This window comes from Thalassotalea marina, assembly GCF_014656435.1.
Taxonomy (GTDB): domain Bacteria; phylum Pseudomonadota; class Gammaproteobacteria; order Enterobacterales; family Alteromonadaceae; genus Thalassotalea_C; species Thalassotalea_C marina.
Map to the genome: position 1 here is coordinate 160,190 of NZ_BNCK01000006.1, position 14,097 is coordinate 174,286.

General features: G+C 37.9%; 21 protein-coding genes. 10 read left to right on the forward strand and 11 right to left on the reverse strand.

The annotated features are described in order from the left end of the window. Positions 1-42 precede the first annotated feature (42 nt). Both tpx and IE199_RS14005 read left to right on the forward strand, forming a co-directional pair. Positions 43-657, forward strand: a complete 615-nt coding sequence (gene tpx, locus IE199_RS14000; RefSeq protein ID WP_229854730.1) for a thiol peroxidase — start codon at positions 43-45, stop codon at positions 655-657. Positions 658-925: 268 nt separating this feature from the next. Beyond that, a complete protein-coding gene (locus tag IE199_RS14005) occupies positions 926-1,384 on the forward strand; it encodes an Hsp20 family protein (RefSeq protein ID WP_189771676.1) in 459 nt (152 codons plus the stop codon). Between the two features lie 61 nt (positions 1,385-1,445). Here the strand turns inward: IE199_RS14005 and IE199_RS14010 are convergent, their stop codons facing one another. Further along, positions 1,446-2,231, reverse strand: coding sequence for an alpha/beta fold hydrolase (locus IE199_RS14010; protein ID WP_268245323.1), 786 nt, complete (start codon positions 2,229-2,231; stop codon positions 1,446-1,448). Between the two features lie 148 nt (positions 2,232-2,379). Between IE199_RS14010 and IE199_RS14015 the strand changes: the two genes are divergently transcribed. After that, entirely contained in the window at positions 2,380-3,168 is a 789-nt protein-coding gene (locus tag IE199_RS14015; protein WP_189771680.1) for an SDR family oxidoreductase, read from the forward strand. Between the two features lie 124 nt (positions 3,169-3,292). On the opposite strand, the gene IE199_RS14020 is transcribed toward IE199_RS14015, so the two are convergent. The 3 genes from IE199_RS14020 to IE199_RS14030 all read right to left on the reverse strand — a co-directional run bounded on the left by IE199_RS14020 (position 3,293) and on the right by IE199_RS14030 (position 5,065). After that, a complete protein-coding gene (locus tag IE199_RS14020; protein ID WP_189771682.1) occupies positions 3,293-3,862 on the reverse strand; it encodes a carboxymuconolactone decarboxylase family protein in 570 nt (189 codons plus the stop codon). A gap of 175 nt (positions 3,863-4,037) precedes the next feature. Then, positions 4,038-4,403: an MGMT family protein gene (locus IE199_RS14025; RefSeq protein WP_308436243.1), complete on the reverse strand. Its 366-nt coding sequence runs from the start codon at positions 4,401-4,403 to the stop codon at positions 4,038-4,040. After that, positions 4,397-5,065, reverse strand: a complete 669-nt coding sequence (locus IE199_RS14030; RefSeq protein WP_229854734.1) for an SDR family oxidoreductase — start codon at positions 5,063-5,065, stop codon at positions 4,397-4,399. Before IE199_RS14030 ends, IE199_RS14025 begins: the two co-directional genes overlap by 7 nt. A 68-nt stretch (positions 5,066-5,133) precedes the next feature. On the opposite strand from IE199_RS14030, the gene IE199_RS14035 reads away from it, so the two are divergent. Next, the gene (locus IE199_RS14035) at positions 5,134-5,685 is read left to right on the forward strand and encodes a GNAT family N-acetyltransferase (protein ID WP_189771685.1); all 552 of its coding nucleotides are present in this window, start codon (positions 5,134-5,136) and stop codon (positions 5,683-5,685) included. A 40-nt stretch (positions 5,686-5,725) separates the two neighbouring features. On the opposite strand, the gene IE199_RS14040 is transcribed toward IE199_RS14035, so the two are convergent. Next, a complete protein-coding gene (locus IE199_RS14040; RefSeq protein WP_189771687.1) occupies positions 5,726-6,151 on the reverse strand; it encodes a hypothetical protein in 426 nt (141 codons plus the stop codon). Between the two features lie 136 nt (positions 6,152-6,287). Here IE199_RS14040 and dusC point away from each other — a divergent pair, with 136 nt between their 5' ends. After that, the gene (gene dusC / locus IE199_RS14045) at positions 6,288-7,262 is read left to right on the forward strand and encodes a tRNA dihydrouridine(16) synthase DusC (RefSeq protein ID WP_189771689.1); all 975 of its coding nucleotides are present in this window, start codon (positions 6,288-6,290) and stop codon (positions 7,260-7,262) included. Positions 7,263-7,310: 48 nt separating this feature from the next. On the opposite strand, the gene IE199_RS14050 is transcribed toward dusC, so the two are convergent. Together IE199_RS14050 and IE199_RS14055 are read right to left on the reverse strand one after the other, a co-directional pair. Next, positions 7,311-7,538, reverse strand: a complete 228-nt coding sequence (locus tag IE199_RS14050; protein WP_189771692.1) for a hypothetical protein — start codon at positions 7,536-7,538, stop codon at positions 7,311-7,313. Positions 7,539-7,617: 79 nt separating this feature from the next. Continuing rightward, a complete protein-coding gene (locus tag IE199_RS14055) occupies positions 7,618-7,950 on the reverse strand; it encodes a hypothetical protein (protein WP_189771694.1) in 333 nt (110 codons plus the stop codon). A gap of 172 nt (positions 7,951-8,122) precedes the next feature. On the opposite strand from IE199_RS14055, the gene IE199_RS14060 reads away from it, so the two are divergent. The 5 genes from IE199_RS14060 to IE199_RS14080 all read left to right on the forward strand — a co-directional run bounded on the left by IE199_RS14060 (position 8,123) and on the right by IE199_RS14080 (position 10,797). After that, positions 8,123-9,097 (forward strand): hypothetical protein, encoded by a 975-nt coding sequence (locus tag IE199_RS14060; protein ID WP_189771696.1) that lies wholly within the window; start codon positions 8,123-8,125, stop codon positions 9,095-9,097. A 9-nt stretch (positions 9,098-9,106) separates the two neighbouring features. Further along, positions 9,107-9,349, forward strand: coding sequence for a hypothetical protein (locus IE199_RS14065; protein WP_189771698.1), 243 nt, complete (start codon positions 9,107-9,109; stop codon positions 9,347-9,349). Further along, complete coding sequence (locus IE199_RS14070; RefSeq protein WP_189771700.1) at positions 9,350-9,541, forward strand: hypothetical protein; 192 nt, start codon at positions 9,350-9,352, stop codon at positions 9,539-9,541. 180 nt (positions 9,542-9,721) lie between these two features. Next, the gene (locus tag IE199_RS14075; RefSeq protein WP_189771702.1) at positions 9,722-10,006 is read left to right on the forward strand and encodes a hypothetical protein; all 285 of its coding nucleotides are present in this window, start codon (positions 9,722-9,724) and stop codon (positions 10,004-10,006) included. A 194-nt stretch (positions 10,007-10,200) separates the two neighbouring features. Further along, positions 10,201-10,797 (forward strand): hypothetical protein, encoded by a 597-nt coding sequence (locus tag IE199_RS14080; protein WP_189771704.1) that lies wholly within the window; start codon positions 10,201-10,203, stop codon positions 10,795-10,797. Between the two features lie 134 nt (positions 10,798-10,931). Here the strand turns inward: IE199_RS14080 and IE199_RS14085 are convergent, their stop codons facing one another. From IE199_RS14085 to IE199_RS14100, 4 genes are all read right to left on the reverse strand, one after another. Further along, complete coding sequence (locus IE199_RS14085; RefSeq protein WP_229854749.1) at positions 10,932-11,180, reverse strand: TIGR03643 family protein; 249 nt, start codon at positions 11,178-11,180, stop codon at positions 10,932-10,934. A gap of 650 nt (positions 11,181-11,830) precedes the next feature. After that, on the reverse strand, positions 11,831-12,730 hold the full coding sequence (locus IE199_RS14090) for a hypothetical protein (protein ID WP_189771707.1): 900 nt from the start codon (positions 12,728-12,730) through the stop codon (positions 11,831-11,833). Continuing rightward, the gene (locus IE199_RS14095; protein ID WP_189771709.1) at positions 12,730-13,587 is read right to left on the reverse strand and encodes an ABC transporter ATP-binding protein; all 858 of its coding nucleotides are present in this window, start codon (positions 13,585-13,587) and stop codon (positions 12,730-12,732) included. Before IE199_RS14095 ends, IE199_RS14090 begins: the two co-directional genes overlap by 1 nt. After that, entirely contained in the window at positions 13,587-13,946 is a 360-nt protein-coding gene (locus IE199_RS14100) for a GntR family transcriptional regulator (protein ID WP_189771711.1), read from the reverse strand. The genes IE199_RS14095 and IE199_RS14100 overlap by 1 nt, the downstream gene beginning before the upstream one ends. Positions 13,947-14,097: the final 151 nt, after the last annotated feature.

Consider the following 14,097-nt stretch of genomic DNA (forward strand, 5'->3'; position numbering starts at 1 on the left):
AAAGGTAATCTTGGGCTTTCATTTACGATGGATCTGAATACCATGAAAAAACTACTATGTGCAGCTTTAATGCTTTCATCTGTTAGCGCGATAGCGAACACGCTTTTAGATAATTCTTTACCTGAAAACAACTCTCTTGTTAAAGCAGGTGAAAAGTATGTCACTTTGCTTGGCACGCAAGTTGAAGTTGGACAAAATGCTCCTAACTTTAAAGTCGTTGACGAAAACTTTGCCCCGATTGAATTGAGCGAATTTAATGGCAAAAATATTTTAATTTCTGTTGTTCCTAGTTTAGATACTGGCGTTTGCTCATTACAAACTAAACGATTTAACGATGAAATAGCTAACACTGGTGATAATACTGTTATGTTAACTATCAGTAACGATTTACCTTTTGCGCAAAAGCGTTTTTGTAAATCAGAAAATGTCACACAAATTCAGGTTCTTTCTGACGCTGTATGGCGTGATTTTGGTACAAAGTATGGTTTACTGATCAAAGATATGGGATTACTAACCCGTGCTATTTTTATCATTAATCCAGAAGGTAAAGTTGTTTATAAAGAACTGGTAGAAAAAATTTCAAATCATCCTGATTATCAACAAGCATTAGCGGCTTTAAATGAATTAAATCAGCAGCCAGCGCCAGTCTCACAATAATTCCACAAAAAAGAAAGGAAATATTTTTCCTTTCTTTTCAACCAATTAAAAATATTTCAAAATTTTTTTTAAATTTATTCTTGAAAAAAATTTCACTGTCCTCATCTTTTATATTGTAGTCGCCTGATGGGACTACAATATAACCGCCTGTTCTTGATGAAAGGCATACTAAACACGGTTTTTGATACGCAAATAGACGCGGCGAATATAATCGAGCAACTATTTCATCAACCGTATTCACCATATTGCTTAAAAGAGGATATGAATTATGCGTACTACTACAGATTTTAGCCCACTATACCGTTCATTTATTGGCTTTGACCACTTAGCAGGTCTTTTAGACAAAGCGTCTAGAGCGGACAAACAATCATCTTTTCCTCCATATAACATTGAGTTGTTGGCGGAAGATCAATACCGAATTACTATGGCAGTTGCTGGCTTTGCTGAACAAGAGTTAGCCATCAACTCAGAGCTGAATAACCTAGTTATTACAGGTACTAAAGCAGCTGACAAAGATAAAACTGAAAGAAAGTTTTTACACCAAGGCATAGCAGAACGCAGTTTTGAACGTAAGTTCCAACTGGGTGACCATGTTAAAGTTGTTGGTGCATTTATGGAAAATGGTCTATTACACATTGACTTACAAAGAGAAATTCCAGAAGCACTAAAACCTCGTCAAATTGCGATAAACGGCAAAAGCTTGTTAGAGGGTAACAAAACAAACTAAACACAACTTTAATTGGTTTTCTCTAGATTTTCCTTTTTGCCCGGTCAACCACCGGGCTTTTTTATGCCTTTAAAAAAGCGACAAGTTGTTTACTTACTTGCTCTTCATGGCTAATGGGCGCCATATGACCACCTGACAATTCAACCATCTGAGCATTTGGCAAATGCTGACATATTTCATTGCTTAGTACTTTGCTGACAGGCTGAGTATGTTTTCCCACCATCACTAGAGCTGGGCATGTTATGCTAGCCAAATCATGAAGCTGATAAGTTTCAGCTAAAATACCTTGAAAGTCTAAATGCACTTTGTCCATGTAATTGGCCATTTGCCGTTGAACTTTATCAGGGAGCGCTTGGAAAAAACCTTCTGGATTCCAAAAATTAACAAAAGCCTGCGCCGCCTGATCATTCGGTATATTTTTCAAGTGCATTGCGAAGTCATGAATTTGTTGATAGTGCGAGGTACATCCCTCTTTAAGTAAATGAAAAGCTACAGGCTCAAACAAAGCGATACCCGCTATTTGTTCAGGTAATTTCACTGCCATAGCAAGAGCTATAGCACCACCACAGGAATGGCCGACCAATCGGATAGGTTGTTGAGCAAGACCAATAGCTTCAATAGTGTCTTTAATACGGTCAATTTCATCAGTAAAGCTGTAGTGCTTTTTGTCAAAGACTTCTGGTGCTCGACCATAACCACAAATATCAACATTGATACAAGTAAAGTGCTCCGATAGTACTTTGATTGCCATTAACCACTGTTTATTTGTACTTAACGAACTATGTAAAAAAACGAGCGGCGTTCCTTTACCAATTATGTCTATGCCAGCTGGGCAATTTTTTATCATCAAATTTTAAACATGAGCTAAAGATAAAACAGATGATAACAATTAATTCATTCAGCCCGATAGCATAAAAAGATAAGAACAATTAATTTTGCAGCCTGTTTTTAATATGATTAAATGACAAAAAACAATTAACAAAGTAAGTGTCATCATGAATTTAGATTTAACAGGTAAAAGCGCATTAGTCTGTGGAAGCAGCCAAGGTATTGGTAAGGCTTGTGCTATTGAATTAGCCTCTTTAGGTGCCAGCGTCACCCTGTTTTCTCGCAACCAACAAGCACTAGAGCTAGTAAAACAAGAACTTGATACCACTAAAGGGCAAAAACACGAAGTATTAGTTGCTGACTTTAGCCAACCAGAGCAAGTCAATCAAGTCATCTGCGGTGCCATTGCTAATGGGGCAACTTACGATATCTTAATTAATAACACCGGTGGTCCAGCTCCAGGGCCAGCCAATGAAGCGTCAGTACATGCCTTTACCGATGCATTTCAACTGCATTTGATTTCTAACCATTACTTAGTGCAAGCGTTAATACCACACATGAAATCTACTGGCTTTGGCCGTATTATTAATGTGATTTCAACCTCAGTTAAACAACCTCTGCCAAATTTAGGGGTTTCCAATACCATTCGTGGCGCAGTGGCAAGTTGGGCAAAAACCTTGGCCAACGAATTAGGCCCTTTTGGTATTACCGTCAATAATGTACTGCCCGGTGCTACTGCTACAGCACGATTAGATGCAATTATTGCTGGTAAGGCCAAAAAGCAAAATATCACTATTGAGCAAGCAACAGAGTTAGAAAAGTCACATATTCCAATGAGAAGATTTGCGCTGCCTGAGGAATTTGCTGCCGCAGCGGCCTTCCTAGCATCTCCTTCTGCAGGGTATATAACAGGTATAAACCTACCTGTTGATGGTGGAAGAACTTCTAGCTTGTAGTTTTCGCCATAAATTTATGGCAATAAGACTGTCAACATTACAAACAAATTAGGTTGTGACTAAGCACCGCATCACCTAATTTGTTTCTATGAGTGATTAGCGATTTACTCGTAAACTTTCCCGATTAAACACAAAAACCTTCAACTTTATGCGACTTATCAATAGGGATATTCATTCCTTTAGTGAATGAATTAAAAGCTAGCGCAAGAGCACATAAACTAAAGATCTCTTGAATTTCTTCATGTTCAAAGCCTTGTTCCAACAGAGCGTTGTAACCTTCATCAGTTAAATTACACTTACTTTGTGAATGTGCAACAGCAAATGTAATTGCCGTTATATATCTGTCAGGTATATATCCATTACTCTGGCCATCAACAATGTCTTTCAATTGGTTAAAGTCCAAATTTGAACTCAACTTTATCGCTTCACTGGCATGAAATTCAGCACAATAGCTACTGCCTGATTTATAAGATACAGCAAAAACAATCAACTCTTTGAGTAAACCACTTAATGCTTTTGACGTAGTCACTTCTTTAAAAAAAACCCAGATAGACTTCAAATTAATATAGTTATTGCCTAAGTAAGTCACCCAGTTCGGTAAAGTTTTACACCCTAACCCGGCACGAATCTCGTGATACAAAATATTTAGCTGTGGATCACAATCCCCCTCTAACACTGGTGAAAAATTACTCACACAACAACTCCAATCTACTCAAAACTGTATTAAGCATAGTTGAGATAGAAGAAATTTCATACATCCTTATCTTGAGATTGATCAAGTTAACTTGTGATCGAATAGCAATTTTTATAGTGAGGTTTACCAATGAGAAGGCTCTTATTTTTGTCAGAGCTGTTGGAATTTAACAATACTAATAAGATAATTTAAATAACAATTCAGTGATATCAGGCTGCCATTGGAAATCTTGCAACCTAATTTTTGCGCCAATCACAACTATGCCTTCATCTTGAAGCATTGTACGTTGACGATTAAAAGCATCACTTGCCAGCGGTAGTGAGATTTTACCTTGTGAATTAATCACTCGAAACCATGGCACTGGCTTTCCTTGCCATCCTCCATCAGGAACTTGGCCAAGGGCCTTGCCAACAAGCCGAGCTCGACCGGGCAAACCGGCCAAATCAGCGATTTGGCCATAAGTTGCAACTTTACCCATTGGTATTTGCTGAACGGTTTGCCAGATGCGAATATGTTTGTCAGACAATGACTTGGCTACCAAGGTAAGGTTTCGCCATTTGAGTGTTTAAATACTCCAGTGGTATCCATAGATAAACTATCGATTAACCCTGTAATTCTCTCTGCCGCCATGGTAGAACTGATATCTCCGCCCATGTTTACCATATCTGTTTGAACATAACCTGGATGATAAATACCAACAGCAATATTTCTTGGTGCAAGATCTTGCGCTAGTGAAACCGAGGCTATGTTTAATGCCGCTTTAGACATTCTATAGCCGTAACGGCCACCCGAGGTGTTATCTGTGATAGATCCCATGCGTGACGTTATCATCGCCACTTTACCGCCATCAACTAACTGATGCTGCAAACGCTCCACCACTAATAATGGTGCTAGTGCATTAACTTCAAATTGTTCACGAATGGTATCGACATTTAAACGACCGAGTTGTTCGTCACGTAAAATACCAGCATTACACACTAAAATGTCAATTTTCACACCAGCAAGGGCTTCAACCATAGTGTTTAAACCCTGCTCACTAGCCACATCAACGCCTGTAACTACCTTAACATTCAATTGTTCTAGTGCAGGGGAAGCATTTCGACATAATGCAAATACCGTATAACCTTTTTGTACAAATTCTTTAGTTAACGCTAAGCCGATACCTCTATTAGCACCTGTAACTGCAACAGTTAAACTCATCATTAAATCTCCGTATCCTTGAGTAAGTAATTACTATATGCTTGTAATAAACGCATTATTCAAGGTAAAAAATGAAAATTGATCTGATAAATCAAAAGAGAACGATACACACAGAGCGTTTTACTATCACATCGCTTGACGCTGACGATTGGCCATTATTTTTCGATTTGCAGAATAACAGTGAATTAATGCACTTTATTCGTCCGGTTCAGCCTGAACATGAACTTAGGGCCAAGTTTCTAGTAAATATCGGGCCATGGACGGGAAACCCTGACCACTGGCATACACATAAAATCGTGTGTAAAGAAACCGGTAATGCATTAGGCACTATCGGATTTAAAGTGCAATGTGCAAATTCGATGCGATTTGAATTGGGCTATATTTTATATGCTGACTTTCAAGGCCAAGGTGTTATTACTGAAGCAGGCCAAGCTTTAGTTGAATTTCTTTTTAATACCTTGAATGTCCATAAAGTTGTTGCAATTTGTATGGCTGAGAACATCGGCAGTTGGAAAGTGATGGAAAAGTTGGGCATGGAACGTGAAGCTCACCTGAAACAACATACTTTGCACAATGATAAATGGAGTGATGATTTAATTTACGGGTTAATCAATCCAGCATAAAAAAACCGCCTTAATTGGCGGTTTTTTATAAGCTTAGTGATTACTCACCGCACTTGCCTTCACCACACTTGTCTTTTTTACCTTTTTTACCTTCGCCGCACTTACCTTTTTTGTCTTCGCCGCACTTGCCTTTTTTGCCTTCGCCGCATTTACCTTTTTTGCCTTCGCCGCATTTACCTTTTTTGTCTTCGCCGCATTTGCCTTTTTTGCCTTCGCCGCATTTACCTTTTTTACCTTCGCCGCACTTGCCTTTTTTGCCTTCGCCGCATTTGCCTTCACCACATTTGTCTTTCTTTTCTTTACCTTCACCACACGAGTGACTTGCATCATGGTTATGGCCAGCTGAATATTGCACATCAGCAACTTCAAATGGATTTACATTACTTGAAGCACTCGCTGGCATTGAAAACGCAGCAACCAAAGCAAACGCTGAAATTAACGCCGCAAATGTAGATTTTTTTGACATACTCATCATGTTTTCCTTTTATTTTAAAAAATAGATACCATATCCGGTGATTGGTTCTAAATATCTAGACCTGAAGTTTTCAGATAAATTTCACCATTCCAGAAATTTAATATAGATAAGAAGTTTACAAACGTCTATGTGCTTAACAAACAACATTGAATTTTCTAAAGTAAATCGTATCACTCTCGCTCCGATGGAGGGTGTAGCAGACGTATTGATGCGCGAATTACTCACCTCAATTAATCAATATGATTTGTGTATAACAGAATTTGTCAGGGTAGTAAAAGGTGTTGTGCCTAAATCTATCTTCAAAAAGATCTCTCCAGAACTTAATAACCAAGGAAAAACCACAAACGGTACGCCAGTTCGAGTTCAATTATTAGGCCAGTACCCGCAATGGATGGCAGAAAATGCCATGCGAGCTATTGAACTTGGCTCTCATGGTGTTGACCTAAATTTTGGTTGTCCCGCTAAAACGGTCAATAAAAGTAAAGGTGGTGCGGTGTTATTAAAAACACCAGAAACCATTTATCAAATTGTAAGTGCCGTGCGTCAAGCCGTACCTAGTCAACAAGTTGTATCAGCAAAGATACGGTTAGGTTTTGACGACACATCTTTGTTTGAAGAAATAGTCGATGCAATTGAACAAGCAAAAGCATCAGAACTGACCATACATGCACGTACAAAACGTGACGGTTATAACCCACCTGCTTACTGGCAACATATCGGTAATATCAAGCATAAAACCCAAATGCCTTTATGCGCCAATGGTGAGATATGGGACTTGGCCTCAGCTCAGCAATGTATGTTAGAGGCAAAAACCAGCAACTTAATGCTAGGTCGAGGAGCCTTGGCAACACCAAATTTAGCCAATGTACTAAAAGGCACTGAAGAAAAAATGTCTTGGCCTGCACTTTGTGAGCTATTACAACACTATGCAGAGTTAGAGTTACAAGGGGACAAAAGCTTTTATTTTTCTAGTCGCCTAAAACAATGGCTGCGTTATTTAAAGCTACAATACCCTGAAGCCGAGCAATTATTTCAGCAGATCAAAACGTTAAAAAATAAACAAGATATCTTAGCTGTCATCTCCACTCTTAAAATCGCTTAACAGAGAAATTGCCAATGTTTTAGCATTGGCGATAGACATAAAAAGGATTTACTTGTCCTCTTCGTTTTCCACAGATTTTTGTAGTTTCTTTTCTGAAACAATCATCTTAATGGTTTTCTCCACTTGTGGATCAGGTAAAAACATTTGCACCGCGACACCAAACACAAAAGCCAAGGCCTTTCTTTTTTTTGCCACGCGATAAAGTAATCTACCTACAATAGCGCACAGTACAAATACTACAAATGGTGCAAACACCAAAAGTATTTCTAGCAACATTTTCTCAATTCTCTCTTACAAAAAACCAAAGGGTTAAAAGGTTAAGTAAGAGTTAATCAGCAAGTGATAAAGCCTTTTGCTAAAGCTGTAGCTTATTTAGCAGAAATGTAAAAACATCAGAGAGTGGAAAATTCGTATCGGTTTTAAGTAGTTGCTGGTGCAACCTTATTGATACATCGAGCTGTTGTAAATGCAGTAAATACAACAAATGCTCAGCGGCATTTTTAAGAAGAGTATCTGATGAAAAATGCGGATCATCAGCCATCAATGTACTTGGCGAATCTTGCAGTACGACGCCAGCTTTCTCAATGGTAATAGGCTTATCAATTGATACGTTTTGCCCAGTGATGCTGGCTGCGACAACAACGCAACAAAGCAATAACATGACGCAAAAACTACGTAGTTGACTCACCACAAAAATATACTCTTCTTAATCAATTAACTATTGATATATGAATGAATAAAATTCAATTCAATATAAATGTGATAATTTATTATTTTTCTTCATAGCGTTAACAAAGATTTTTCATCAAAATCAGGTTATCATTAGCCGCAAGTTAATATAGAAAGAAGCAGTGTTAAACGTGCAGCAAGGTTCAGAGCTTAGAGCAAGATATAATGATGTAAATCGTGGTGTTTATTTTATTGGTACAACACCCCCTAAAAGTGATACACCACAAGAGCAAGTGGACGCCATCGCCAGCAAACTTTTAGAACGCGTCAGTGATATCGACTTTGACGGTTTAATTGTGTATGACATTCAAAATGAAGATTCTCGTACCAAAAAACCACGCCCGTTCCCTTTTAAGTCAACACATGATCCAAGACTTTATTCAGCGTTATTAAATCAAAAGTCTTCAAGACCTGTTATTACTTATAAAAGTGTAGTGCAATCAGACAGCGAAGCCTTTGATCAGTGGGCAAACGAAGCTTGGCAAGATTACGGCGTGCGCGATATTGTATTAGTTGGTAGTCCATCTAGTCGCAATCAAGTCACTTTGCCGCTAAAAGACGCCTATAGCAGACTTGTAGAAAATGAACACGATTTTTTTATCGGCGGCGTAACCATTGCAGAACGACATGCCAACAAAGGTAACGAACACGAACGCTTGATCGATAAACATAAACAAGGCTGTAACTTTTTTATTTCGCAAGCCATTTACGATCCACAAGCCACCATTGATATGTTGACGCGTTATGCCATTGAATGTAAGAAACAAGGCTTAAAACCGCAACGCATTATCTTAACTTTTTCGCCCTGTGGCAGTGAAAAAACCTTGGACTTTATCGATTGGTTAGGGGTTAGTGTGCCAGAGGCAACTTGCCTTCGTATTTTAAATGCAGAAAAGCCTTTATATGAATCAATTCGTATTTGCACCAACAGTTTACGACAAATTTTAGATGCTGTTTTGCCATACAAATTACCTTTGGGTTTAAACATTGAAAGTTTAACTAATCGTAAAGAAGAAATTGATGGTTCTATTTTGCTTTATAAATTACTTCGCTCTACTATGGATAATTACTTAGCAAAACAAGAACTACAACATTTAATGTCTTAGGAGAGAACCATGACAGGCACAACCATGGTAGTACTGATAGTACTGATTTCTGTAGGTTTTGGTGTTTTGTATGACATGTACAAAAAACACTTAGAGTTTAAAGAAAGAACGCAGCAATATAATGCCAAAAACAGTGAGCAGAATATCCAACTCAAAAAACAAGTCTCTGTGTTAGAAGAGCGTGTTGCTGTACTTGAAAAAATAGTAACCGACCAAGGTTATCAAGTGAGCCAGGAAATTAATCGACTGTAAATGAAATTAATCATGCGCTCAGAGTTTGATAACCTAAGGTTAAATCAAGCTCATTTGTTTGAAACCGACCAAAATGGCGATAAGCAAATAGTTAAAATCTATTGTGGTGATATGCTTATTGCCAAAAAAGTGAAGGTTAAAAAATCTATCCGCTATTTTGGCGTTAAAAACTATAAAGACTTTTTAACCTAAGCTCTTCTGTAACCATCTAAAATCGTTCTAATTATTCTCTTAACATCACTTGCTTGTTCAAATTTATGAACATTAGCGAGTTATTTCAAATTATTTAACTTTAGACACATAATTTACACATCGTACCTGTTCATTTTATAATCAACTCTATCAGCAACAAGAATCGCAGTGAGAAGTACCATGAAAAAATTCTTAGCCGTTTGTTTTTCTTTGGTGTTCGTTGCGTCATGTGCATCAAATGGAAGTGTGTCACATTGGCACGGTGAACCATTAGGCGCCATTATTGAAAAATACGGCACCCCAGATAGCTTTCTAAAAATGGATGATGGCAATAAAGTGTTAGAGTACAACAAGGCCTATTCTTCACATTTAGCGGGCAACTTCTGTTCGTTAATCTTTATGGTTGACCGATCCAATAAGATTTCAGCGGCCACTAAACAAGGTGATGGTCATAATTGCCATTAATAGCCTGCGCTCGACACTCTAAATCGATGTCATAGTTTGAAAAAACTATGACATCACTGCAACATAAAGACACACTTTTCATCGCGATACCAAAGTTAAAGATATCTCCCCGCAAAAAAATTTAAGTTTTTTCAAACTATTTTTTTATTTGATACGACTTAATAAAGGAATGACATAAGTTCAGTGAGGGGAACATGACAAATTTAATAGTAAACAAAATGATTTTAGCTGCTGGTAGTGCCTTAACAATTTTAGGACTGTTGGCTGTAACAACAAATCCAGTTCAAGCTGATATTGCCTATACTGACAAACATAACCCAAATCATATACAAATTCATCGCGCGTTAAACGACAACGACAAACGTTATGTTGTCAATGGCAAAGTTATTTTGTGGCAAGATTTAACACCTGAACAACAAGCTAAAATTTCCGCCATAGAAAAGAAACTTCATGCCACGGAAAGAGCCTTTGATAAGCAAGAAAAGGAATTAACCCTACTAGCCGAGCAAGTATCTCGCAAAGCACAATTTGTCGATAGCGGTTTAGAAAGCGTCGAACAGGCTCGAGAAGCTTTAAACGAAAATAACATCGACATGAACTCGCTACAGCGCATGGCAGATAAGCTAGCAAATTTATCAAAAGTTAATCAAGACCTAATGAAGCAACACGAAGTGGCTGCTCAAGCATTACAACAAAAAATCGATGCTATGGATATGTCATTTATTGATGATGTTCAAGTGCACGCCAAAGCACTAGAAGAAGTGCTTATTGAAATTGCCAGCCAAATGTAAAAGCAAAGCTAAAATCTAATAAATATTTAATGGCGTTAGTATTAACCGTTCTTAATTTCACTTTCTTGTAAGACAGTGAAATTACAAATCAAAGGCTGGTGATTTTTCCATAACCAGCCTTCCCCATAGCAACTCTACCTATGTTTATATTGCGTTTTACAATAGGCCCTTATCACATTTGGGTCTCTCAATTTTGTATGTTTGGTTGTGCGACCAGCAACACGCTTTCGCCACAATTTAAAACTGTTTGTTTTTAATTTAGTACGCATAAAAGCTATAACTTGCGGCTCAGATAAACCATATTGTAATTTAATGGCTTCAAATGGAGTTCTATCTTCCCAGGCCATTTCAATAATTCTAGATTCACATTCGTGCGATAACATCATAATTAGCCGTTAATCATTGTTATACCAAAAATATTAAGACTTTATTTTACGTTGCAGGGCGCGTTAAAGTTCATCTCGAACAAGGTCATTACCCAAGTGACGAAAGTTTTGTTTAGATAGAAAAAACCAGACTCAATCAGTCTGGCTTAATATTTATCGAATTTACCTTCGAATATTTATCTCGGTGGCCACTCAATGTTACAAGCTGGTAACATAACATTTTGGGGTTCGCTACAATAGTCTTGGTCCCCTGGAACAGAGTCGCAGTCTTCTGATACTATTTTATAATAAGGAGTTGTTTGACCTTCTACTCTATCATTAATCGTTCCGCATGACGTTATTCTTTGACCGACTTCAACCGACATTGAGGCATCTGCATAATAAGTATAAATATGCCATTGATGTACTGCCGCGAAAGCAGATAGCGCTACAATCCCACATGTTCCTAACAATATTTTAAATTTCAACATATTCCATATTCCTTGTTGCCAATAACTAATTAGTTCAATAATTAAACTACAGAGTTCGTCGAATTAATACAACCCTTGGAGATAAAGTTTTTCTTCAATATTAATTGTTTCTTAATTAGCCAAGAAAAAAGCCAGACTGATTGAGCCTGGCTTTTTAGAATGGTGGATACTTTCTATTTAGTGACTGCGATTAACTCTTAGCCAGTGGGCCGCGAACATAAAGCCTGCACCTAGTAACACACCCAATGCACTTATTTTATCTAAGTTTAAATTAATAATAGCCTTACTATAATTTGCCGTGCCCGAATGAAACGCCGCGATATTTGCTGAAGTATCAAAGTAGTTAAACAGCATTTTACTAAAGAAAGGGTCCATGACTTTAAAGTGATAAACCATGATACTTTCAACTACCAACACAAGCACTACCGGAAGAACCGCCCATAAAAATGGCGCCTTTTTCGCGTACATTGAGGCTAACATAAACCAAGCGTAAACAGGGAATAACCAGACAGCAAATAACACTAACGATACCCAAAATGACAGTATATTGCTGATCCAACCTCCTGAGAAAAAGGCGCTCCACAAATTTATTTCTTGCCCTGTAGTTAATGTTACTCCGCCCATGGCAGCAAACAACATATAGATAATGGCAATTATGGTTGCAGCCAACAAAAAAGCCCCTGGTAAAATGATGGCACCAACAAGCATTTTCACGCCAATACTTTGTGCATCTGAAACAGGCAACGAGCGCCAAAACAATACCGAGTTATCTCTGCGCTCATCAAATAAACACGCGGTGAAGTAATAAAGCTGAACAGCAAAAGCAACAACTAAAAATGGCGCAAATAAAATGGCGATAAAGCCAAATGATAACTTTGTAAACAGCTCATTAATTTGCTCTTCGGGTATATTGTCAAAGGAGCCTGTATGTTGAAAAACCATAGGTTCGCTCAAGGCATAACTAATGATAGGTGCCAATATCAAAATGGCAGCTATAACAACAGGTACATATAAAAATATCTTTTTATATTCCCATATTTCCTTTTGAATATTGGCTTTGATCATTGAAATATTCATTAATAAACCTCCTTGGCCATCACACCAACAAAGATGTCAGCCAAACTTGGCGTTGACACTTTACCGACCCCGGATAATGCTGAAGAATCGGCATTATCAAATAACATGGTGGTTATACCCATTAATCTGTTTGAAGTGAGAGGTTTAAGCGAACTAGCTTGTGACTCATTTTCAGGTGAAACCGCAACTAACTTAAACCTTTCTTTGATGTGCTCTGTGCTTTCTGCAAGCACAATTTTGCCGTCTTGAATAAAGGCGACGTCGGTTAAAATGTGCTCTATTTCTTCAATTTGATGAGTCGTGATTAATATACACTTCTCTTCAGTGTAAAACTCTTCCAGTAAGTGACTATAAAACTGACGTCTTGTTAATAGATCTAAACCCAACGTAGGCTCGTCTAGAACTAACACTTGCGCATCAATTGCTAAAATTAATGCTAAATGTAGTTGCACCACCATACCTTTAGATAACTGCCCGACTTTACTAGTTAAGCCAATATTGGTTTTTGCTAAAAATGATTCAGCTTTTTCGCGGCTAAATTTAGGATGTATAGATTCCATGTAACTGAGTAACTGGTTTGCAGTTATCCACTTTGGTAAAACGGCAACATCTGCGATATAGGCTACTTGTTCTAACATGGCTGTGCGTTGCGACTTTGGTTCAAACCCCAATACGTCAATTTCACCGTCGTAGTCAGTTAAGCCAAGTAAACTTTGTAAACACGTTGTTTTACCCGCGCCATTTGGGCCTACTAAACCCACAATTTGTCCTGCGCTTATTGTTAAATCAACCTGATCAACAACAGCTTTTTTACCATACTGTTTAGACACCTTTTTAAGTGAAACTAAATTTTCCATTAAGCTTCTCCTTTGGTTGATAACAATTGTTCAGCAGACAATTTAAGACGATTGATTTGCGCTAACACTTGAGGCCATTGCTCGGTTAAAAAGATATCTCGCTCACGCACTAACATCAGCTCTTGCACACCTTCTTTGACAAACAAACCTTTGCCACGCTGTTTTTCAACTAAGTTTTCATCCTGCAACATTTGATACGCCTTTGAAATTGTTAATGGGTTTAGCTGATATTGCGCTGCCACTTTACGAACAGAAGGCAATGCTTCTCCCTCTTTAATATGCCCATCGATAATCCTCAATACCACCTGCTGATATAATTGCAGGTATATCGGCTTATCGTCTTGCCAGTGTATTGTCATATCCTTCTTCCATCATAAACAACCTAACAGTGTTATACATCACCAACACACCAAAACACAAGTAACTCAAAACACAAAAAATAGTTCTTATTGACGATTTAGCTAAAAAATAAAGTAAAAGCCCTTAATGGATAAGGGCTTGAATAGGGTT